Genomic DNA, 20,645 nt, shown 5'->3' on the forward strand with positions numbered 1-20,645 from the left:
AAACGTGGCGTGGGGCAAGGGATTTGACAACCGGGACCACGATCCCCGGCCGGGGGGTGCTACCAGATCGCCTCGACCCACTCCGGGTGGTCGATGAACGGGTTGCGGTTGTGCTGGTAGCTGTCGTGGATGACCTCGTTGCGGCGCTCCTCGAAGGCGTCCGGCGGGTCCTCGTCGTTCCACTGCTTGAGGACGGAGAGGCGGCCGATGTAGGGGTTGGAGCCGTTGCTGACGCTGTCGTTGGGCTCCAGGTCGGGCCAGCTGTCGTCGCCCTCGTAGCGGACGGCCATGTAGAGGATCATGCGCGCCACGTCGCCCTTGACGGCGTCGCGCGGCTCGAAGGAGTTGGAGTCGGTCAGGCTGCCGCCGGAGTTGGTGAAGCCGCTGCCGCCGTTGTCGAAGTCCTTGTTGCCGCGGATGCTGTTGACCTGGACGTCCTCGGGGCGCAGGTGGTGCAGGTCGGTGCCCGGGCCGGTGGCGGTGCCGAAGTCGCCGTGCGACTTGGCCCAGACGTGCTCACGGTTCCAGTCGCCGGAGTCCCCGCCGTTGAGGGACTTGCTGCGGGAGATGCCGCTGTAGAGCAGCTTCACGTTGTTGCTGTTGTTCGGGTCCTGGTCGGTGACCTTCAGGGCGTTCCAGACGGCCGAGTACGAGATCGCGGTCTGGTCGCTGATGATCGTGTGCAGCGAGTCCTTCAGGGCCGTACCGGTCTTGCCGATCGCGTCGGCGTAGTACGTGTCGTCGTACTCCGTCGTCGTCGCGGCGGCCGGGGTCGCCGTCAGCGCCGGGGTGAGACCGACCAGGACGGCTGCCGTCGCCAGCGCGAGCGACTTCCAGCGGTGGTGGCGTATGTGTGTCGCCGGCATGTGGGGTTCCCATCTGCGCGAGGATCTACGCGGGTTGAACGGAGGCGGCAATCGGGAGCGTGACATGGACATGGAGTCATGTCGAGGACTTGTGTGTGTCCATCGGGTGACGGGGAGCGGCAAACCGGGCACGGCTACGCGAGTTGACACGCCGAAAGCCGTCAGCCGACGTCCGACGGGTCCAGGCGGTAGACGGTGGACTGGTGGTTCTGGGAGGCGCTGTCCGAGGTCGAGCCGTACTCGCTCGCGCCGCCGCCCATACCGCCGCCGGGCCGGGAGTGACCAGCGCGGCGCCCTGTCCGGGAGCGCCGGGGGTGGGTGCGGGCTGTGTCGTGCCTGGATCCCGGCTGTGAATCGGCAAGGAGCGGGTCCACGACCGTCAACATGCCGTTACTCGTCGTCACACCCATAACACGCCATACATGTACAACCTTTCCTTCCGCCTCACGAGTCAACAGGGCATGAGATATGTGAGAGCGCTCGTCGCGGCGGGTGTGCTCATCGCGTCGTCCGTCGAGGTCGCCGCGGCGCCGGCGCCGGCGCCATCCACCGTGAGCTGTACGTCCGCCGAGGACGGACTCGCCGACAGGCTGAAGAAGGACATCACCGCCGTCCTCGCCCGCCGCGAGGGTGCCGTCGCGGTGGGCGTGCACGACCGGGCCACGTCCACGACCTGCACGCTCTGGCCCACCGCCGCCTTCGACTCCGCCAGCGTCGTCAAGGTCACCGTGCTGGCCGCGCTGCTGTGGGACGCCGGCAGACAGGACCGGCGTCTCACCCGCCGTGAGGCCGCCCTCGGCAAGGCCATGATCGTGAAGTCGGACAACGCCGCGACCCGCACGCTCTGGAAGCAGCTCGGCATGAAGAAGATCAAGGGCTTCCTCGCCGCCGCCGACATGACCCGGACCGTGACCGACCGGAACGGCCACTGGGGTCTGACCCAGATCACCGTCACCGACGAGCAGAAGCTGCTCAGTCTCATCACCGGCGAGAACGCGGTGCTCAGCGCCGACTCCCGCGCCCACATCCGCGGGCTCATGGGCCAGGTCGTCCCCTCGCAGCGCTGGGGAACACCGTACGGAGTGCCGTCCGGCGTCTCCGTGGCCGTCAAGAACGGCTGGCTGTCCCGAGCCACGCACGGCTGGCGGGTGCACAGCGTCGGTGCCTTCAAGGGCCGCGGCCACGACTACACGATCACGGTGCTCACCCAGGACAACAGCACCATGAAGTACGGCATCGCCACCATCCAGGGCGTCGCCGAGGTCGTCCACCGCGACCTGGCGGCAGGCTGACCCGTAACAGCTCCTCCCCCCACTCTCGGCTTCGCTCGGGCGGGGGGACCCCCATCGAGGGCCTTCGTCCGGCACGCCGAGGGCACGCACCGGCTGTGACAACAGCCGCTGCCGCGGCGGGCGCGGGCACCGCACTGGACTCTCAAAACACCCCCTCGCGTCACCCACCCGCCCTACGGTGCCCCCATGCGCCTGAGAACCGTACTCGCGACCGCCGCCGCGACCCTGGCGGCGGCCACCTGCCTGACCGCCGCCGCGACCCTGGCGGCGGCCACCTGCCTGACCGCCGCCGGGCCCGCCAACGCCGCATGGAACAACGCCTGTTCGCCCGCCGTCTCCATCGACCGCTTCTCCGACGCGCTCGACAAGACGACGTACGACGACACCTTCGTCGGCAACTTCTCCGCGCTCGCCGTGGACCACCACCGCCACGGATCCCTCGTGGCCCTCTCCGACCGGTCCGCCCTCTTCAGCCTCGACGCGAAGACGCTCGCGCCGAACGCCGTCGTCCCCCTCGCCGACGAGAGCGGCGCCGCCCTCGACTCCGAGGGGCTCGTGATCGACCGCGATCGCACGCGGCTGGTCTCCTCCGAGACCGAGCCCTCCGTACGCCGCTACTCCCGCGACGGCCGGATCCTCGACCGGCTGCCCGTGCCGGACGCGCTCAAGGTCGCCCCGGCGGGCCGCGCCGTCACCAACGGCACCTTCGAGGGCCTGACCCTGCTCCCGGGCGGCCGTACCCTGCTCGCCTCGATGGAGTACGCGCTGAGCGGCGACAGCGCCGGGATCGTCCGCTTCCAGACCTGGCAGCGGAACCGGCCCACGGGCGGCCCCTTCGCGCTCGGCCGGCAGTACGCCTACCGCGCCGACACCGGCCTCGGCGTCCCCGAGGTCCAGGCGACCCCCGACGGCCGCCTCCTCGTTCTGGAGCGCGGCTGGACCTCCGGCGTCGGCAACACCGTCCGCCTCTACCTGGCCGACCCGCGCCGCGCGACAGACACCAGCGGCGTCGAGAACCTGACCGGTCAGGACGGGGTACGGCTCATCAGGAAGACCCTCCTCGCGGACATCGTGAACTGCCCGTCCCTCGGCGCCACCGCCAAGCAGCCCCAGCCGAACCCGCTGCTCGACAACATCGAGGGCATGGCGATCACGGGGTACTCGAAGGGCCGCCTGAGGGTGCTGCTCGTCAGCGACGACAACCAGAACGCGGTGCAGACGACCCGCTTCTACCACCTGCGGGTTCGTGTCTGACCGGTCACAGGTTGTCGTGGAGGGATGAAATCCGGATCCCCTCGCGTTGGTGCCTTCCGGCAGATCAGGACGAACGGAGGGCACCCGCGTGGCAGCGCAACGGGGATGGGCACGACGACTGTGGGGCTACGCCTGGCGCTACCCCAAGGACGTGATCCTCGCGCTCGGCTCCTCGCTCGCCGGTATGGCCGTGATGGCGATCGTCCCGCTGATCACGAAGGTGATCATCGACGACGTCATCGGCGACCACACCCGATCCATGGCCGTCTGGGCGGGCCTGCTCATAGCCGCCGCGCTCGCCGTGTACGTCCTCACCTACGTACGCCGCTACTACGGCGGCCGCCTCGCCCTCGACGTCCAGCACGACCTGCGGACCGAGATGTTCCGGACGATCACCGGGCTGGACGGGCGACGGCAGGACGAGCTGTCCACCGGTCAGGTCGTCGGACGCGCCACCAGCGACCTCCAGCTCATCCAGAGTCTGCTCTTCATGCTCCCGATGACCATCGGGAACTTCGCGCTCTTCCTGATCTCCCTGGTCGTGATGGCCTGGCTGTCCATCCCGCTCACCCTGGTCGCCCTCGCCGTGGCCCCCGCCCTGTGGTGGATCGCCAAGCGCAGCCGGACCAAGCTGCACCCCTCCACCTGGTACGCCCAGGCCCAGGCCGCCGCCGTCGCGGGCGTGGTCGACGGGGCCGTCAGCGGCGTACGCGTGGTGAAGGGGTTCGGGCAGGAGGAGCAGGAGACCGGAAAGCTGAGGGAGGTCAGCCGGCGGCTCTTCGCGGGACGGCTGCGCACCATCCGGTTCAACTCCCGGTACACCCCGGCGCTGCAGGCCGTCCCGGCGCTCGGGCAGGTCGCGATGCTCGCGCTCGGTGGGTGGCTGGCGGTGCGCGGGCACATCACGCTCGGCACGTTCGTCGCCTTCTCCACCTACCTCGCCCAGCTCGTCGGCCCGGTCCGGATGCTCGCCATGGTCCTCACGGTCGGACAGCAGGCCAGGGCCGGCACCGAGCGCGTCCTGGAGCTGATCGACACCGAGCCGTCGATCGAGGACGGCACCAAGACGCTGCCCGCCGACGCGCCCGCGACCGTCGAGTTCGACGACGTGTCCTTCGGGTACGAGGGCGCCCCCGGCAAAACCAGCCCGGTGCTCGACGGGCTGAGTTTCGAGATCCGCCCGGGGGAGACCCTCGCGGTCGTCGGCTCCTCCGGCTCCGGCAAGTCCACGGTCTCCCTCCTCCTCCCGCGCTTCTACGACGTCACCCGCGGCGCCGTCCTGATCGGCGGCCACGACGTCCGCGAGCTGACCTCCGACTCCCTGCGGGCCGCGATCGGACTGGTCCCCGAGGACTCCTTCCTCTTCTCGGACACGGTCCGCAACAACATCGCGTACGGCCGCCCCGACGCCACCGAGGAGCAGATCCGCACCGCCGCCCGCACCGCCCAGGCGGACCGCTTCATCGCCGAGCTGCCCGACGGCTACGACACCAAGGTCGGCGAGCACGGCCTCACCCTCTCCGGCGGCCAGCGCCAGCGCATCGCGCTCGCCCGCGCGATCCTCACCGACCCCCGGCTGCTCGTCCTCGACGACGCGACCTCGGCGGTGGACGCGCGGGTGGAGCACGAGATCCACGAGGCGCTCAAGCACGTCATGGAGGGCCGGACGACCCTGCTGATCGCCCACCGGCGCTCCACCCTCAACCTCGCCGACCGCATCGCCGTCCTGGAGGCCGGCCGCCTCGCCGACATCGGCACCCACGAGGAACTCCAGCAGCGCTCGGCCCGCTACCGCCGGCTGCTCACCGACCCCGACGAACTCGGCGGCGTCTCACCCGGCCACGCCCAGCCGGCCTGCCCGCAGGAGGACATCTCCGTACGCGACGAGCTAGACGCGGAGTTCGACGCCGAGCGCGGCGTGACCCCGCGGCTGTGGACCGGCGACCGGGAGCCGAAGGACCTGGCCCTGTCCGAGTCCCCGGCGACGCCCGAGCTCCTCGCCCAGGTCGACGCGCTGCCCCCGGCGGCCGACACCCCCGACGTCGACGAGACGCGCGCGGTGCGCCCCGAGGAGTCGTACGGCCTGAAGCGGCTGCTCCGGGGCTTCGGGGTGCCCCTGCTGATCAGCCTCGGCCTGGTCGCCGTGGACGCCGGGATGGGGTTGCTGCTGCCCGTGCTGATCCGGCACGGCATCGACTCGGGCGTCACCCAGGCCGCCCTCGGCGCGGTCTGGGCGGCGTCCCTGCTGGCCCTCCTCGCGGTGGCGGCCCAGTGGGTGGCGCAGATCGGCGAGACCCGGATGACCGGGCGGACGGGCGAGCGCGTGCTGTACTCCCTCCGCCTGAAGATCTTCGCCCAGCTCCAGCGGCTCGGACTCGACTACTACGAGCGGGAGCTGACCGGCCGGATCATGACGAGGATGACGACGGACGTCGACGCCCTGTCGACCTTCCTGCAGACGGGCCTGGTCACCGCCTTCGTCTCCGTCGTCACCTTCTTCGGCATCATGGTCGCCCTGCTGGTGATCGACCTCCAGCTCGCGCTCGTCGTCTTCGCGACGCTGCCGCCGCTGATCGTCGCCACGTACTACTTCCGCCGGGCCAGCGTGAAGGCGTACGAACTCGCCCGTGAGCGGGTGTCGGTGGTCAACGCCGACCTCCAGGAGTCGGTGTCCGGGCTGCGGATCGTGCAGGCCTTCCGGCGCGAGCGGGACGGCGGCGCGCGGTTCGCCGAGCGCAGCGACAGCTACCGCCAGGCCCGTATCCGGGGCCAGTGGCTGATCTCGATCTACTTCCCGTTCGTGCAGTTCCTGTCGTCGGCGGCCGTGGCGGCGGTACTGATCGTGGGCGGCGGCCGGATCGACGACGCGACGCTGACGACCGGTGCGCTGGTGGCGTACCTGCTGTACATCGACCTGTTCTTCGCGCCGGTCCAGCAGCTCTCCCAGGTCTTCGACGGCTACCAGCAGGCCACGGTCTCGCTCGGCCGCATCCAGGAACTGCTCCGGGAGCCGACGTCGACCAAGGCGGCCGAGGAGCCGCGGGAGGTGCCGTCGCTGCGGGGCGAGGTCGCGTTCGAGGACGTGCACTTCGCATACGGCGACGGGGAGGAGGCGCTCGGTGGGATCGACATCCGGATCCCGGCCGGGCAGACCGTCGCCTTCGTCGGCGAGACGGGCGCCGGCAAGTCGACGCTCGTCAAGCTGGTCGCGCGCTTCTACGACCCGACCGGCGGCCGGGTCACCGTCGACGGCACGGACCTGCGCTCCCTGGACCTCACGTCCTACCGCCACCGGCTCGGCGTCGTCCCGCAGGAGGCGTACCTCTTCCAGGGCACCGTCCGCGACGCCATCGCCTACGGCCGGCCCGGCGCGACGGACGCCGAGGTGGAGGCGGCGGCCCGGGCGGTCGGCGCCCACGAGATGATCGCCACCCTCGACGGCGGCTACCTCCACGAGGTCGCCGAGCGCGGCCGCAACCTCTCCGCCGGGCAGCGCCAGCTCATCGCGCTGGCCCGCGCCGAGCTGGTCGACCCCGACATCCTGCTCCTCGACGAGGCGACGGCCGCGCTGGACCTGGCCACGGAGGCCCAGGTCAACCAGGCGACGGACCGGCTCGCAGGCCGCCGTACGACCCTCGTGGTCGCCCACCGCCTGACGACGGCGGCCCGCGCGGACCGCGTCGTGGTGATGGACCACGGGCGGGTCGCGGAGGACGGCACGCACGAGGAGTTGCTGGCGCGGGGTGGGCGGTACGCCGGGCTGTGGCGGACCTTCCTCGGACAGGCCGAGCCGGAGGAGCCGGTCGGGGCGGCACGGTGAACCCGTCCCCGTGACGGTCGTGCAACCATCCGGCATACGTCCTGCGTCCGTACACCAGTACGCTCATCGCCGGTGTACGGGGAGGACAACACAGTGGACAGAGGTGGCATACGCCGACGACTGGCGGTCGGCCTGGCGCTGCTGACCGCGTCCGGGGTGCTCGCGGTGGCGGTCCCGGCGCAGGCGCACGCCGCCGCGCCCACGCGCTGCGAGGGGCGCAAGGTCAAGACGTACCCGTTCTCGACCGGCACCCTGTACGTCTACAAGCGGGGCGGGCACGTCTGTGTCATCACCCTGTCCAAGAGGCCCGGCCGCGAGCAGTGGATGAAGGCCAGCGTGCAGGCCTACCGGGCCCGTGCGGTGACCGACGAGGGCAAGAGCACCCGCCGCGCCGGACCGGTCACCGTCCACGCCGGACAGCGCTGTGTGTGGGTGAAGGGCCGGGTGGGGCGGGGCTCGGTGAGCAAGGGCTGGATCCTCTGCTGAGCAACTCCCCTGGCGCGGTGGGCAGTTGCTCGCTAGCTTGCGCCGCACATCCGCTTTCCAGGGAGGGTGCATGGCGCGCAAGACCCTCAGATGGCTGCTGACGCTCGCGCTGCTCACCGGCGCGCTCGGCACGGCCACGGCAAGGGCGGCCACCGCCGCCGCGCCGGACATCGAGGAACGGCTGCGGTCCATACCGGGCATGAGCCTCATCGAGGAGAAGCCGTACCCCGGCTACCGCTTCTTCGTCCTCGCGTACACCCAGCCGGTCGACCACCGCAATCCGTCCGCGGGCACCTTCCGGCAGCGCCTCACCGTGCTGCACCGGGACGTCTCCCGCCCGACCGTCTTCTACACCAGCGGCTACGGGGTCTCCACCTCGCCGAGCCGCCGTGAGCCGACGCGGATCGTCGACGGCAACCAGATCTCCATGGAGTACCGCTACTTCACACCGTCCCGGCCCGAACCGGCCGACTGGACCAAGCTGGACATCTGGCAGGCCGCGACCGACCAGCACCGCGTCTTCAAGGCGCTGGAGCCGATCTACGACAGGAACTGGCTCTCCACCGGCGTCTCGAAGGGCGGCATGACCGCCACCTACCACGAGCGCTTCTACCCCCGTGACATGGACGGTGTCGTCGCCTACGTGGCCCCCAACGACGTGGTGGACGACGAGGACTCGGCATACGACCGCTTCTTCGCCCGAGTCGGCACCAAGGCGTGCCGGGACCGGCTGAACGCGGTGCAGCGGGAGGCGCTGGTGCGCCGGGAGCCGCTGAAGAAGCGGTACGCGGAGTACGCGGCCGAGCACGGCTACACCTTCGACACGCTCGGCAGCCTGGACAAGGCGTACGAGGCGGTCGTCCTGGACTACGTCTGGGGCTTCTGGCAGTACAGCCCGCTCTCCGCGTGCGACAGGATCCCGGCGGACGCGGCGCACGCGAGCGACGAGGCGATCTGGGAGTCGATCGACACGATCGGCGGCTTCTCCTTCTACACGGACCAGGGTCTGGAGCCGTACACGCCGTACTACTACCAGGCGGGCACGCAGCTCGGCTCACCGACGATCGGCTTCCCGCACATAGAGCGGGAGTTGATCCGCTACGGCTACCTGCCGCCACGCGACTTCGTCCCGCGCGAGATACCGATGACCTTCCAGCCGCGGGCCATGCGCGACGTGGACAGCTGGGTGCGCCACCACGCCCGGCACATGATCTTCGTCTACGGCCAGAACGACCCGTGGGGCGCGGAGCGCTTCCGCGTCGGCAAGGGCGCGCGCGACGCCTACGTGTTCACGGCGCCGGGCGCCAACCACGGTGCCCAGGTGGCGGGCCTCGTGGACCGGCAGCGCGCCCTGGCCACGGCCCGCATCCTGGACTGGGCGGGCGTCGGGTCGGCGACGGCCGAGCCGGGGCCGCTGGCCGAGTTCGACGCGAAGCTGGACTGGCGCGGTCCGGAGCGGGAGCCCGCGCCGCGGCCGTGACACCTCACACGGGCCGGGCGCAGCCCACCGGCTTCCCGCCGCCCAGCTCGACGTAGAGGGCCGTCGACAGGGGGCACTTCGCCCGCTTGTCGACGGCCTTCGTCACCTTGTACTGGGGCTTGTGCTCGCCCTCGCCGTCGCACGAGGTCTCGCGGACCTGGCCGTCACCGGAGTGGTAGACGCAGTCGCCGACGATCGTGCGGGGGCCGCCGCCACCGCCCGGATCGCCGGGGTGGGCCGGGGTGAGGTTGCGCATACAGGCGTAGCCCTGGGGGATCGAGCCGTCGCCGTCCTCGTCGGAGGTGCGGCTCTGCTCGCTGATGTGCAGCACGAAGTCCGTGGTCGCGGGGCACGGCGGTCCGTCGCCCACCTTGCCGTCGTGCCGTGCCACGACCCGCGCCGCGGCCCGCTCGCTCGTGCAGGACACCTCGGTGAAGCTGGTCGTACCGAAGGAACTGCACTCGTCGACGCCGAGGAAGACGGCGCCGTATCCGGCCGGCCGTGTCCGCCCCGTCGGGCCCGTCACCTGCCGCCCGCTCTCGTCGGCGGCCTCCTGTGGCCCCGACGCCCCCTGGCACCCCGTCAGCAACGCGACGAGCAGCACCAGCAACGCACCGGCCACCCCCGCCGCACTCTTCCCGCGCATCGCACTCCCCCCGGGTACCCCCGTCCAGCGTGGCCCGTGGCGGCAGGCGCACGCCAGACGTGTGGGGTCCTTTGCGTCGGTTGGGGGTGAGTGCGCCCGTTGTGTGGCGTACGGGGGCTACGTCCCAAGGGCGGTACGGGACTAGCCTCCCCGGTACGACAGACCGTGGCCGATCGGATACAGCACCCGCGTCGGGTCGTCCGCCCGCTGCACCGGAACCGGCAGCCTCCCGCACGGTGACACCCGCCCTGCGATCACCCGCGCGGCCGCCCGCAGTTCGACGTCGGTCCAGGAGTAGGAGGCCAGACAGGCGCGGACGCCGGGCAGCCGCGCCACGTCGTAGGGGTTGCGGATCGCCACCGCCACCACCGGCTTCCCCGTCGCCAGCAACTGCTCGACCAGCGCCTTCTGCGCACTGCCCGCCGTGACGTTGTACGTCCCCACGACCACCGCGTCCGCCTCCCGCGCCGCCGCGACGGCACGGGCGATGGTGGCGGCGGAGGGCGCCGTGCCGGTGGACAGGGCGCTCGCCGTGAAGCCCAGTTCGGTGAGGGCGCCGGCGAGTACGCCGGTCGGGGGCCCCGTCGTGCCGGAGGGGGAGGCCGGGTCGGCGCCGACGACCAGGACCTCGGGGTGGGTGCGGCGGGACAGCGGCAGCAGTGGGCCGTCGTTGACCAGCAGGGTCGTCGTGCGCTCGGCGATGCGGTCGGCGGCCCTGAGGTGGGACGGGGTGCCGACGTTCCGGTCGACGCCGCCCTGGCTGACGTAAGGCTCCTCGAACAGCCGCAGCTTCGCCTTCAGCCGCAGGATGCGGAGGATGGACTCGTCGAGCCGTGCCTCGGTGAGTTCCCCGTCCTGGACGGCCTGGAGGACGGCGTTCCAGGCGATGTCGAGGGACGGCGGGTTGAGCAGCTGGTCCACGCCCGCCTTGAGCGCGAGGACGGGCACGCGGTCGTCGCCGTACTTCGTGCGCACGCCCTCCATGCCGAGGGAGTCGGTCACCACGACCCCGTCGTAGCCCAGTTCCTCGCGCAGGATGCCGGTGAGGATGGGGCGGGAGAGGGTGGCCGGGTCACCGGAGTCGTCGAGGGCGGGGACCATGATGTGCGCGGTCATGATCGAGTCGATGCCGGCGCGGACGGCGGCCCGGAAGGGCGGCGCGTCCAGGGACTCCCACTGCTCACGGGTGTGGGTGATGACCGGGAAGCCGTAGTGGCTGTCGACGGCCGTGTCGCCGTGGCCCGGGAAGTGCTTGGCGGTGGCCGCGATCTGACGCCCGTGCTGGTATCCGGCCACCTCGGCGGCGACCATGCCGGCCACCGCGTCCGGCTCGGCGCCGAAGGAGCGCACGCCGATGACCGGGTTGGCGGGGTTCACGTTCACGTCGGCCACGGGGGAGTAGTTCTGCCGGATGCCGAGCGCCCGGAGCTCTTGTCCGGCGATCCGGCCGAGGGTGCGGGCGTCGCCGCGCGAGCCGCCGGCGCCGATGGCCATGGCGCCCGGGAAGAGGGTGGCGGGTTCGCCGACGCGGCAGACGATGCCGTGTTCCTGGTCGGTGGAGACGAGCACGGGCAGGCCGCGGGGCTGGGTGAGGGAGGCGCGCTGGATGCCGTTGGAGAGGTCGGCGATCTGGTGCGGGTCGCGGGTGTTGTGGGCCCAGGTGAAGTAGATGATGCCGCCGACGCGGTACCTGGCGATCAGCTCGGCGGCCGTGCGGACGCCGATCTCCTTGAGGTTGGCGTCGATGTCGGCCTGGTCGGGGTCGGTCGCGGAGTGGCCGTAGACCCGCGTCACGAAGAGCTGGCCGACCTTCTCCGGCAGGGTCATCCGGGCGATGAGGGCGCGTAGCCGCCGGTCGTCGGGGGTGGCCGCGTGGGCGGTGCCGCCGAGCGCCAGGGCGGTGGTGAGGCCCGCGCCGGCCGCGAGGACAGTGCGTCTGGCGGGCGTTGCGGTGTTCCCTCTGCTTCCTCTGCTTCCTCTGCTTCCCGTGCTGGTGTCGGGCACGTGCGCTCCTTTCGGAGGTGGTGCACTGAAGGAAACTTCCGAGAAGTCACCAATAACCGGGAAGTTTCTGCCAGTCAAGGGAATGGACCGTAACCGAAGAGGGGCCGCCATCGGCGCAGTTGGAGGGGGGCGCGCCGATGACGGCGTGCTGCCGGCCGCGGTACGGCGGAGAGGGTGGTCAGCGATCGCAGCCAGCAGCGAGGGCCGACACCGCACCGCGGTGACTCTCCGGCAGCATGCGGGTTGGACGACCGGCGAGGGGGGTGGGTTCCCGGGGATGGCCGGAATCCGCGAAGTCGGTAAGCCGGGGGCCGATGTGACGGGTGGGCAATGGACGGGGTCCGGTACGGGTCCATCCCGTGGACGCCACGGCGCCGCCACAGGCGCCGGGGCGATCATGAGGGCATGCCCGAAGTCGACGTTCCCGGTTCCAAGTCCATCACCGCCCGCGCCCTCTTCCTGGCGGCCGCGGCCGACGGCGTCACCACCCTTCTGCGGCCGCTGCGCTCGGACGACACCGAGGGCTTCACCGAGGGCCTGACCCGGCTCGGCTACCGCGTCGTGATGTCCTTCGCGGTGACCGGGCTGCGGGTACCGGGAATCTCGTTCGACGACCCGGGCTGGTGGGTGCCACGTCGTACTGGGAGCCGTGCTGCTGGCGCTCCGAGGGCCGACCGGACGCCTTCGAGGTGTGCGGCGTCTCCCGGGTGACCTGAAGACGGACGCCCGCAACGAGCGCTCCCGCGCGGCGATCGAGAAGACCGGCGCCCGTTTCGAGGGCGCGCCGAGCGACTGGTCCCGCTCGTGGGCGCCGGGCCGGTTGGACGGGTTCCTGAGCGGTCGGGGACGATCGGCGTCATGACCGCCTACCTCATCCTCCACGGCTGGCAGAACCACCGCCCCGAGGACCACTGGCAGCACTGGCTCGCCGACCGGCTCACCGAGCTCGGCCACCGGGTCACCTATCCGCAGCTTCCGGACCCCGACGACCCCGAACTGGAGGTCTGGCTGGCGGAGTTGGGCGGGCACCTGGCCGGGCTCGACGCCGGGACGGAGCGGGTCGTGGTCGCGCACAGCCTGTCCGCCGTGCTGTGGCTGCACGCCGCCGCGCGGGGGATGCCGGAGCTCGGCGCGGTGGACCGGGTGCTGCTGGTCGCCCCGCCGTCGGGCCGGGTGCTCGAGCGGCATCCGGAGGTCGCCCGATTCGCCCTGCGGTCCCTGGAGTTCACGCTTCCCGGCCCCACCCGCCTGGTCGCCGGGGACGACGACCCGTACTGCCCGGAGGGCGCCCGCACCGTCTACGGCGACCCGCTCGCCCTCCCGGCCGACATCCTCCCGGGCGCCGCCCACCTGGACCTGGACGCCGGGTACGGGCCGTGGCCCGCCGTACTGGGCTGGTGCCTGGACCCGACCGCGCCGCTCCTGGCTCGGCCGGTGTAGTCGGTTCTCGGGGGTGGGGGCTGGTGTCTCGGTGTCGTGTGCCGCTCATGGCCCGTCCGGCTTGGTCGCCCTGCCTCGCAGCTCCGGCGTGCTGGCACCCACGTAGGCCGCCGCGAGCATGCACAGCGGGCCGCCGGAGGATCGGCCGGTGTGGTCGGTTCTCGGGGGTGGGGGCTGGTGTCTCGGTGTCGTGTGCCGGTCACGGCCGGTCCGGTTTGGCCGTCCCGGCGCGCAGTTCCGGTGTGCTGGCACCCACGTAGGCCACCGCCAGGATGCACAGCAGGTCGCCGGAGGATCGGCCGGTGTGCAGGCCGCCGTGCAGGTTGCGGGGGTGCGGGCCCGCCGGTCCGGACTGTGCCGTTTCTGGCTCGTCCGGTGTAGTCGGCTCTCGGGGGTGGGGGCTGGTGCCTCGATGCCGCGTACCGCTCACGGCCCGTCCGGCTTGGCCGCCCCGCCCCGCAGCTCCGGCGTGCTGGCACCCACGTAGGCCACCGCCAGCAGGCACAGCAGGCCGCCGGTGACCAGTGCCGTCGCGCCGGAGGACCAGCCGGCGACCAGGCCGCCACGCAGGTTGCCGAGGTGCGGGCCCGCCTGGCCGACGATCTGCTCCGCGGCCGTCACCCGGCCGAGCAGGGCGTCGGGGGTGCGGGTCTGGACGATCGTGCTGCGTGAGACGACCGACAGGGCGTCCGCGGCGCCGGCCACCACCAGCAGCCCGAGCCCCGCCCACGGGTCGGTCATCAGCCCGAACAGCGCCAGCGCCGCACCCCAGGTCCCCGCCCCGCACAGCATCACAAGGCCGGGCCGGCCCAGCCGGGTCACCGAACCCGACAGGGCCGTCGCCGTGACCCCGCCCACCGCGACGGCCGACAGGAACAGGCCGAGGGTGCGCGGGTTGCCGCCGAAGCGCTCGGCGTTGATCAGCGGGTACAGGCTGATCGGCATGGCGAGGACCGTGGCCGCCAGGTCGGTGATCAGCGCGCCGCGCACCACCCGGTGGCCGGCCAGGAAGCGCAGCCCGTCCAGGACGCCGCGCAGCCCGTCCCGCGACGGCTCGCCCTCGGGCGGCAGCGCGGGCAGCCCGAAGGCGCCGTAGAAGGCGAGACCGAAGCTCAGCGCGTCCAGCAGATAGCAGACGCCGATGCCGAACCAGCCGAGGAACAGTCCGCCCAGCGCCGGGCCCACCAGCATCATCATCTGGGCGGTGGCATGGTTGAGGGCCAGCCCGGCCGCCACCTGCTCCTTCGGCAGCAGCCGCGGCACGAACACGCCCGCCGCCGGTCCGCCGACCGCGCCGAAGCAGGCCCCGGCCGCCACCAGCACCAGGATCCCGCTCACCGGCACGCCCCCGGTGAACCCCTGCACCGCGAGCAGCGCCGCGCACACCGCCTGCCCCACGGTGGCGACCAGGAAGATCCGCCGCCGGTCGCCCCGGTCCACCCACGCCCCGGCCAACAGCCCCACGCAGATCATGGGCAACGCCTGCGCGAGACCCACCGCCCCGCTCCAGACCGTGCTGTGCGTCAGCTCCCAGACCTGGTACATGACGGTGACCATGGTCATGAAGCCGCCGAGCACGGACACCGTCCGCCCGATCAGCAGCCGCCGGAAGACGGGCGAGGTCCGCAACGGCCGTACGTCGATCAACGTACGGGCGAGGCTCATGACGGCATGACGGGGCAGGGAACGGGCTCGGGCACGAGCGAGGACGCTATACGGCGTCAGTCGCGCGGGGCGAGCGAATTACGGGCGAGCCCGAGCCCCGAGAGCCGCTCAGGCCGACTCGTTCAGCAGCCGCGACAGATGGTCACGCCCGCCGTCGAGGAGCCCGTCGAGCGGCGCGGCCCCGTCGTACCACCGCTTCTCGTACTCCCAGCACAGCCAGCCGTCCCAGTTGTGCCGGGAGAGGACCTCCACGCACTCGGCGAGCGGCAGCACCCCGGCGCCGAGCGGCAGCGGGGTCGTGTCGTCGGCGGAGGCGATGTCCTTGACCTGGACGTAGCCGAGGTACGGGGCGAGCGCGGCGTAGCTCTCCGAGGGCTGCTCGCCGCCCAGCCAGGTGTGCATGACGTCCCACAGCGAGCCGACGTGGCGGTGGCCCACCAGGCCGAGGACACGGATCGAGTCGGCGGCGGTGCGATGCGAGTCGTGGGTCTCCAGCAGGATCCGTACGCCGACGTCGGCGGCGTACTCCGCGGCCGTGCCCAGCCGCCGCGCGGCGACCGCGTCCGCCGACTGCCGGCTCTGCTCGTGGTCGGCGCCGGGGAAGACACGGACGAAGGGCGCGCCGAGGTCGTGGGCGAGGTCGAGGAGGGTGCGCATCTCCTCGATCACGGGCCCGTCGTCCCCGGGCGCGGCGACCTTGGCGTACCCGGCCAGGCCCAGCAGCTCGATGCCGGCGGCCTTGAACTCGGCCGCCACATCGGCCCGTTCACCGGGTCCCAGGCCCGGGTGCACGGGTTCCTCCGGATGCGCGCGCAGCTCGACGCCGTGGTACCCGTGCGTGGTCGCCAGGCGCAGCACGTCGGGGAGGGGGAGACCGGGGACGCCGAGGGTGGAGAACGCCAGTTTCATGCCTCCACCTTGCCAGGGAAACGGGGGGACGCCCATCCGGCGGGCAGCGACCTCAGTCGTGCGTGCCGTGCAGATCCAGGCGCCAGTCCTGGCCGGTCAGGTCCTTGCCGAAGGAGCGGTGGGGTTTCTCGGCGGCCAGCACGAAGCCGTGGCGCTGGTAGATGCGGCGGGCGGCGCTCAGGACGTCGTTGGTCCACAGGACCAGGTCGCGGTAGCCGACGCCGCGCGCGAAGTCGATGACGGCCCGCACGAGCCGGTCGCCGATGCCGAGGCCACGGGCCTCCGGCTCGACCAGCAGCAGCCGCAGCCGGGCCGTGGCGGGCGCCTCGTCCCGTACGCACATCACGCAGCCCACCGGGCGGCCGTCCAGCTCGGCGATCCACACCCGCTCCAGATGCGGGTCGTGGTCCTCCGCGAAGTCGGCGACGATCCTCGCGACCAGGCCCTCGTAGTCGGCGTTCCAGCCGTACTCGCTCGCGTACAGCGCGGCGTTGCGCTGCACGATCCAGCCGAGGTCGCCGGGGCCGGGATCGCGCAGCAGGACGTCCTCGCGGCGGGGCGGGCGGCCGTGGGACAGGATGGTGCGTACGGTCGTCATCGCCTCGGCCAGGCGCGGCCGTTCCGCGGCCGGCACCGTGGACAACAGCGAGCCGACCGCCTCGTTCGACCGTTCCTCCAGCAGCTTGCCGGTCTCCCGGCCGTGCGCGGTGAGGGTGACGCGCCGGCGCCTCGGGTCCTGCCGGGAGGGCGTGCGCTCGATGAGCCCGTCCTGCTCGAACTTGTTCAGGATCCGGCTCAGATACCCCGCGTCCAGCGACAGCTCGGCCCGCAGGTCGGCGGCGTCCGTGCGCGGGGAGTGCGCGAGCTCGTACAGGACGCGGGACTCGGTGAGGGTGTACGGGGCGTAGAGGTGGCGGCTGTAGTCGAGGGCGCCGATGACGTTCGTGTAGAAGCGGTTGAAGGCGCGGATGTCGTGGACGGTCATGGTCGTCGACCCCCGGATGTTCGACTCGAATGTCTGCCGCAGATCTGATCTCTGACTCAGTCAGAGATACCGACGATTCGAGCCTAGGACGTCCGCGCCCCCGCGGCTACCCTTCGGCGGCCGGCCGGTAGACGCACACCTGTACGCCCGTCTTCCCGGTCACCGTGGACACCAGCTCCAACGGCCGCTTCCCACCGTCCGCCGGGAAGATCGACTTGCCGCCGCCCAGCAGCACCGGCATCACGACGAGGCACAGCTCGTCGACCAGGCCCTCCTGGAGGAGGGTGCGGACGAGGGTCGGGCTGCCCATCATCGCCAGGTCCCCGCCCTCGCTCTCGCGCAGCTCACGGATCCGGGCGACAGCCTCGCCGCCGGGGATCCGAGTGGTGTTGTCCCAGGTCAGCTCGGAGTCGGTGAGGGTGTCGGTCACGACGTACTTCTTCAGGGAGTTCAGCCGGTCGGCGAAGGGGTCACCGGCGCGCTCGGGCCAGGCACCGGCCATCGTCAGATACGTACGACGCCCGTACAGCAGCGCTTCGGCCTTCTCCAGCCCCTCGGTGAACGCCGGGCCGAGCACCTCCTCGTCGAAGTACGGGTGCGACCAGCCACCGTGCGCGAACCCGCCGTCGGTGTCCTCCTGGGGGCCGCCGGGGGCCTGGACGACGCCGTCGAGGCTGATGAACTCGGTGATCACGATGCGCATGGGATTCACTCCTGCTGTCGGGTCGTGCTGCTCGTCAGGGACGTTACGGGAGGGGGGACCGGGGCGGGGCCCGGAAATCATCGATGGCTCGGGGTATAGACCCGGAACGGGAGATTCGGCAGAGGGTTTTCGCGGGGCGTTCTTCGTACCGGACTGCGCCCCTGGTCGGCCTCGCGCGCTCTTGTGAGGACGGCGGTCCCGTCAGGATCATCGGCGGGGATCGGGGGGAGGTACCGATGCCGTACAGGCGCAGTCGCCATCGCAGTCGCCCCGGCTGTCGGCTCACCCGGATCCCCGTGGCAGTGGCCCTGCTCGCCTCACTCGCCCTGGGCACCGCCGCCTGCGCCGAGAACGAGCGGCACACGACGATCACGGTGGCGTCCGTCGACTTCACCCGGGACATGGAGAAGCTGGTCGACGACTTCCGGCGCACCCATCCCCACATCCGCGTGAGGTTCCGCTTCCTCCCCGAGAGCGTGCTGCGCAACCGGCTGTCCAAGGACATCGCCGGCGAGGACGGCCGCTACGACGTCGTCTCCATCGGCCCGTGGGAGGCGCCGATCTGGGCCTCGCGAGGCTGGCTCACCCGACTCGATGCCCTGGCCGGGCGGGGCGACTACGACGTACAGGACTTCATTCCCGTGGTGCGCACGGCGCTGTCGTACCGGGGCGGCCTGTACGCGGTGCCGTACTACGGGGAGTCGTCCTTCCTGATGTACCGCAAGGACCTGTTCGCCGAGGCGGGGTTGACCATGCCGGAACGCCCGACCTGGCCGCAGGTCGCCGCACTGGCTGCCAGGCTCGACGACGACCGGCACGGCATCGCCGGAATCTGCCTGCGGGGAGGCCCCGCCTGGCTGGACCTGCTGCCCCTCAACACGGTGATCCTCACCTTCGGAGGCCGTTGGTTCGACGAGCGGTGGAACCCCCGGCTCACCTCCCCCGAAACCAAGCGGGCGGTGCGGTTCTACGTGGATCTGGTGCGCGGTTCCGGCGAGCCCCGGGCCTTCGAAGCCGGGCCTGCCCAGTGCGATGCGGCGATGCGGCGGGGCAAGGCGGCCATGATGTACGACAGCACCTTCTTCGCCGGCCGTTTCGAGGACCCCGGGACCAGCGAGGTCGCCGGAAAGCTCGGCTACGCCCCGGCCCCGGTGATGCGCACCGACAGCTCGGGCTGGCTGTGGACCTGGGCGCTGGCGATCCCGGTCACGTCCAAGCACCCGAGAGCAGCGTGGGAGTTCACCTCCTGGGCCACGTCGAAGCGGTACGTGAAGCTCTACGGCGAAAGGCTCGGCTGGGTCGCCGTGCCACCCGGCAGCCGCCTGTCCACCTACCGGCTCCCTCCGTACCGGAAGGCCGCGAAGGCGTTTCTCCGACCGGCCCTCGACGCACTGGGCGCCGTGAACCTCAACCGGCCCGGCCTGCACGAGCAGCCGTGGACGGGAACGTCGTACGTCGGCATCCCGGAGTACGCCGGCCTCGGCGCCCGGGTGGCCGAGGAGATCTCCGCGGCGATCGCCGGCCGCCAGTCCGTCGACGAGGCACTGGCGAAGGCCCAGATCTTCGCGAACGACGTGGTCGACGGGGGCGGCTACCGGGACTGAACCGGGTGCGTGCGCCGGGCGGACGTGCGTGCGGCACCGCTCGGATATCAAAGCCCGCTACCGCTACCGCTACCGCTGAGCACTGACGGACCGGAAGCAGACATGCTGGCCGCGGTCCCGGCGGCGCCGCCGCGAACCCGGCGCCAGGACAAGCGGTGCCGCCTGCCCCGGCGTGCCTCCCTGCCTGCCCCGGTCCCTCCCCGCCTACCCCCGAGGCCCCCCGGAAGACCCCCGAACCATCAACTCCCCCCGAATCGTCGCGATCCCGCCGGGCGGCGGCTCCTCCCGCCCCATCGCGATCCGCCCGGCCCGCGCCCCCGCCTCCGACAACGGCAACCTCACCGTCGTAAGGGAAGGCACCGCGTCGATGCTGAACGGCAGATCGTCGAACCCGGCCACCGAGACGTCCTCCGGGATACGCAGACCGGAGTCCCGCAGCGCCGCGCACGCCCCCAGCGCGACGGAGTCGTTGGCCGCCACCACGGCGGTCAGGGTCGGGTCCCGGCGCAGGAGTTCCAGCGTCGCCTCGTAACCGGACCGGCGGTCGTAGCGGCCGTGGACCGTCCACCCCGGGTCCTCCGCGATGCCGTGCGCCTCCAGCGCGGCCCGGTGGCCCTCCAGCCGGTGCCGGGTGGTCGTGCGCTCCTCAGGGCCCGCGATGTAGCCCAGCCGCCGGTGCCCGAGGCCGATCAGGTGCTCGGTCAGTTCGCGGCCGCCGCCGCGGTTGTCGAAGGTCAGCGCGATCGCACCGGTGTCCGGCGCCGGCGGCCGCCCGCACAGCACCACCCGGGTCCCGGCCTCCGCCAGCTTCCGCAGCTTCGCCGCGACCGCCGCCGCGTGCGGGGCGTCCTCCACCGCACCGCCGGTCAGGACGACCGCGGCCGCGCGCTGCCGCTGCAGCAGGGTGAGGTACGTCAGCTCGCGCTCCGGGGAGCCGCCCGTGTTGCAGACCACGGCCAGGCGTTCGCCGCCCGCCCGGCCGCCCGGACCCCCGATCTCCGACTGGATCGCACTCGCCATGATCCCGAAGAAGGGGTCGGCGATGTCGTTGACCAGGATGCCGACCAGGTCGGAGGTGGCGGCCGCCAGTGCGCTCGCCGGCCCGTTCAGTACGTAGTCCAGCTCGTCCACGGCGCGCAGCACCCGCTCCCGGGTGGAGGCGGCGACGGGGTAGTTCCCGTTCAGCACGCGCGACACCGTCGCGGGCGAGACCTGGGCGCGGGCCGCCACGTCCGCCAGGGTCACCGTCATCTCGTCGTCCTCCGGTCGCGCATCTCGTCGTACCACCTCGTACGTGCTCGTAGACAGGCCATCACGGCCCACGGTTCCAGGTGTGCCGAGCGAACCTTACGGCCAGAAACCCCCGCTGTTCGTCCCCTCGAACAACTCGGGCTGGTCACGGTCTTGTCCGGACCACTGCTCAGAGGCTAGCTTCTTATCCGATAGAAAGCGCTTGCTGCGACGCTCACCAGTGAAAGACAGGGCGATACG

The 20,645-nt window shown here is 71.9% G+C and carries 15 protein-coding genes and 2 pseudogenes; 9 read left to right on the forward strand and 8 right to left on the reverse strand.

The genetic code is table 11. The annotated features are described in order from the left end of the window. Positions 1-59: 59 nt before the first annotated feature. The gene (locus tag IM697_RS07310; protein WP_194045808.1) at positions 60-866 is read right to left on the reverse strand and encodes an endonuclease I family protein; all 807 of its coding nucleotides are present in this window, start codon (positions 864-866) and stop codon (positions 60-62) included. Between the two features lie 461 nt (positions 867-1,327). On the opposite strand from IM697_RS07310, the gene IM697_RS07315 reads away from it, so the two are divergent. The 5 genes from IM697_RS07315 to IM697_RS07335 all read left to right on the forward strand — a co-directional run bounded on the left by IM697_RS07315 (position 1,328) and on the right by IM697_RS07335 (position 9,198). Further along, a complete protein-coding gene (locus IM697_RS07315; RefSeq protein WP_194045810.1) occupies positions 1,328-2,158 on the forward strand; it encodes a serine hydrolase in 831 nt (276 codons plus the stop codon). 186 nt (positions 2,159-2,344) lie between these two features. Next, positions 2,345-3,412, forward strand: coding sequence for an esterase-like activity of phytase family protein (locus IM697_RS07320; protein ID WP_194045811.1), 1,068 nt, complete (start codon positions 2,345-2,347; stop codon positions 3,410-3,412). Positions 3,413-3,500: 88 nt separating this feature from the next. Beyond that, complete coding sequence (locus IM697_RS07325; protein WP_194045812.1) at positions 3,501-7,232, forward strand: ABC transporter ATP-binding protein; 3,732 nt, start codon at positions 3,501-3,503, stop codon at positions 7,230-7,232. A gap of 93 nt (positions 7,233-7,325) precedes the next feature. Beyond that, positions 7,326-7,718, forward strand: coding sequence for a hypothetical protein (locus tag IM697_RS07330; protein WP_194045813.1), 393 nt, complete (start codon positions 7,326-7,328; stop codon positions 7,716-7,718). A gap of 70 nt (positions 7,719-7,788) precedes the next feature. Then, on the forward strand, positions 7,789-9,198 hold the full coding sequence (locus tag IM697_RS07335; RefSeq protein ID WP_194045814.1) for an alpha/beta hydrolase family protein: 1,410 nt from the start codon (positions 7,789-7,791) through the stop codon (positions 9,196-9,198). A 4-nt stretch (positions 9,199-9,202) separates the two neighbouring features. Here the strand turns inward: IM697_RS07335 and IM697_RS07340 are convergent, their stop codons facing one another. After that, a complete protein-coding gene (locus tag IM697_RS07340; protein WP_194045815.1) occupies positions 9,203-9,844 on the reverse strand; it encodes a hypothetical protein in 642 nt (213 codons plus the stop codon). Positions 9,845-9,985: 141 nt separating this feature from the next. Continuing rightward, the gene (locus IM697_RS07345) at positions 9,986-11,848 is read right to left on the reverse strand and encodes a glycoside hydrolase family 3 protein (protein WP_194045816.1); all 1,863 of its coding nucleotides are present in this window, start codon (positions 11,846-11,848) and stop codon (positions 9,986-9,988) included. A gap of 405 nt (positions 11,849-12,253) precedes the next feature. Between IM697_RS07345 and IM697_RS07350 the strand changes: the two are divergent. From IM697_RS07350 to IM697_RS07355, 3 genes and pseudogenes are all read left to right on the forward strand, one after another. After that, positions 12,254-12,409, forward strand: a pseudogene (locus tag IM697_RS07350) (3-phosphoshikimate 1-carboxyvinyltransferase); the annotation flags it as partial. A 62-nt stretch (positions 12,410-12,471) separates the two neighbouring features. Beyond that, positions 12,472-12,665 (forward strand): annotated as a pseudogene (locus IM697_RS44500) (GNAT family N-acetyltransferase); the annotation flags it as partial. Between the two features lie 41 nt (positions 12,666-12,706). Beyond that, positions 12,707-13,288, forward strand: a complete 582-nt coding sequence (locus IM697_RS07355) for an RBBP9/YdeN family alpha/beta hydrolase (RefSeq protein WP_194045817.1) — start codon at positions 12,707-12,709, stop codon at positions 13,286-13,288. Between the two features lie 426 nt (positions 13,289-13,714). On the opposite strand, the gene IM697_RS07360 is transcribed toward IM697_RS07355, so the two are convergent. The 4 genes from IM697_RS07360 to IM697_RS07375 form a co-directional block, all read right to left on the reverse strand. Continuing rightward, a complete protein-coding gene (locus IM697_RS07360) occupies positions 13,715-14,953 on the reverse strand; it encodes an MFS transporter (protein WP_194045819.1) in 1,239 nt (412 codons plus the stop codon). Positions 14,954-15,061: 108 nt separating this feature from the next. After that, entirely contained in the window at positions 15,062-15,862 is an 801-nt protein-coding gene (locus IM697_RS07365) for a sugar phosphate isomerase/epimerase family protein (RefSeq protein WP_194045821.1), read from the reverse strand. 52 nt (positions 15,863-15,914) lie between these two features. Beyond that, a complete protein-coding gene (locus IM697_RS07370; protein ID WP_194045823.1) occupies positions 15,915-16,847 on the reverse strand; it encodes a bifunctional helix-turn-helix transcriptional regulator/GNAT family N-acetyltransferase in 933 nt (310 codons plus the stop codon). A gap of 106 nt (positions 16,848-16,953) precedes the next feature. Next, positions 16,954-17,550 carry a dihydrofolate reductase family protein gene (locus IM697_RS07375; protein ID WP_194045825.1) on the reverse strand — a complete coding sequence of 199 codons (597 nt, stop codon included), beginning with the start codon at positions 17,548-17,550 and terminating at the stop codon, positions 16,954-16,956. Positions 17,551-17,846: 296 nt separating this feature from the next. On the opposite strand from IM697_RS07375, the gene IM697_RS07380 reads away from it, so the two are divergent. Beyond that, positions 17,847-19,154 carry an ABC transporter substrate-binding protein gene (locus IM697_RS07380; protein WP_228044547.1) on the forward strand — a complete coding sequence of 436 codons (1,308 nt, stop codon included), beginning with the start codon at positions 17,847-17,849 and terminating at the stop codon, positions 19,152-19,154. Positions 19,155-19,358: 204 nt separating this feature from the next. Here IM697_RS07380 and IM697_RS07385 read toward each other — a convergent pair whose 3' ends face one another. Next, positions 19,359-20,405, reverse strand: coding sequence for a LacI family DNA-binding transcriptional regulator (locus IM697_RS07385; protein ID WP_194045829.1), 1,047 nt, complete (start codon positions 20,403-20,405; stop codon positions 19,359-19,361). Positions 20,406-20,645: the final 240 nt, after the last annotated feature.

It is taken from the genome of Streptomyces ferrugineus, from assembly GCF_015160855.1.
Lineage (GTDB): Bacteria > Actinomycetota > Actinomycetes > Streptomycetales > Streptomycetaceae > Streptomyces > Streptomyces ferrugineus.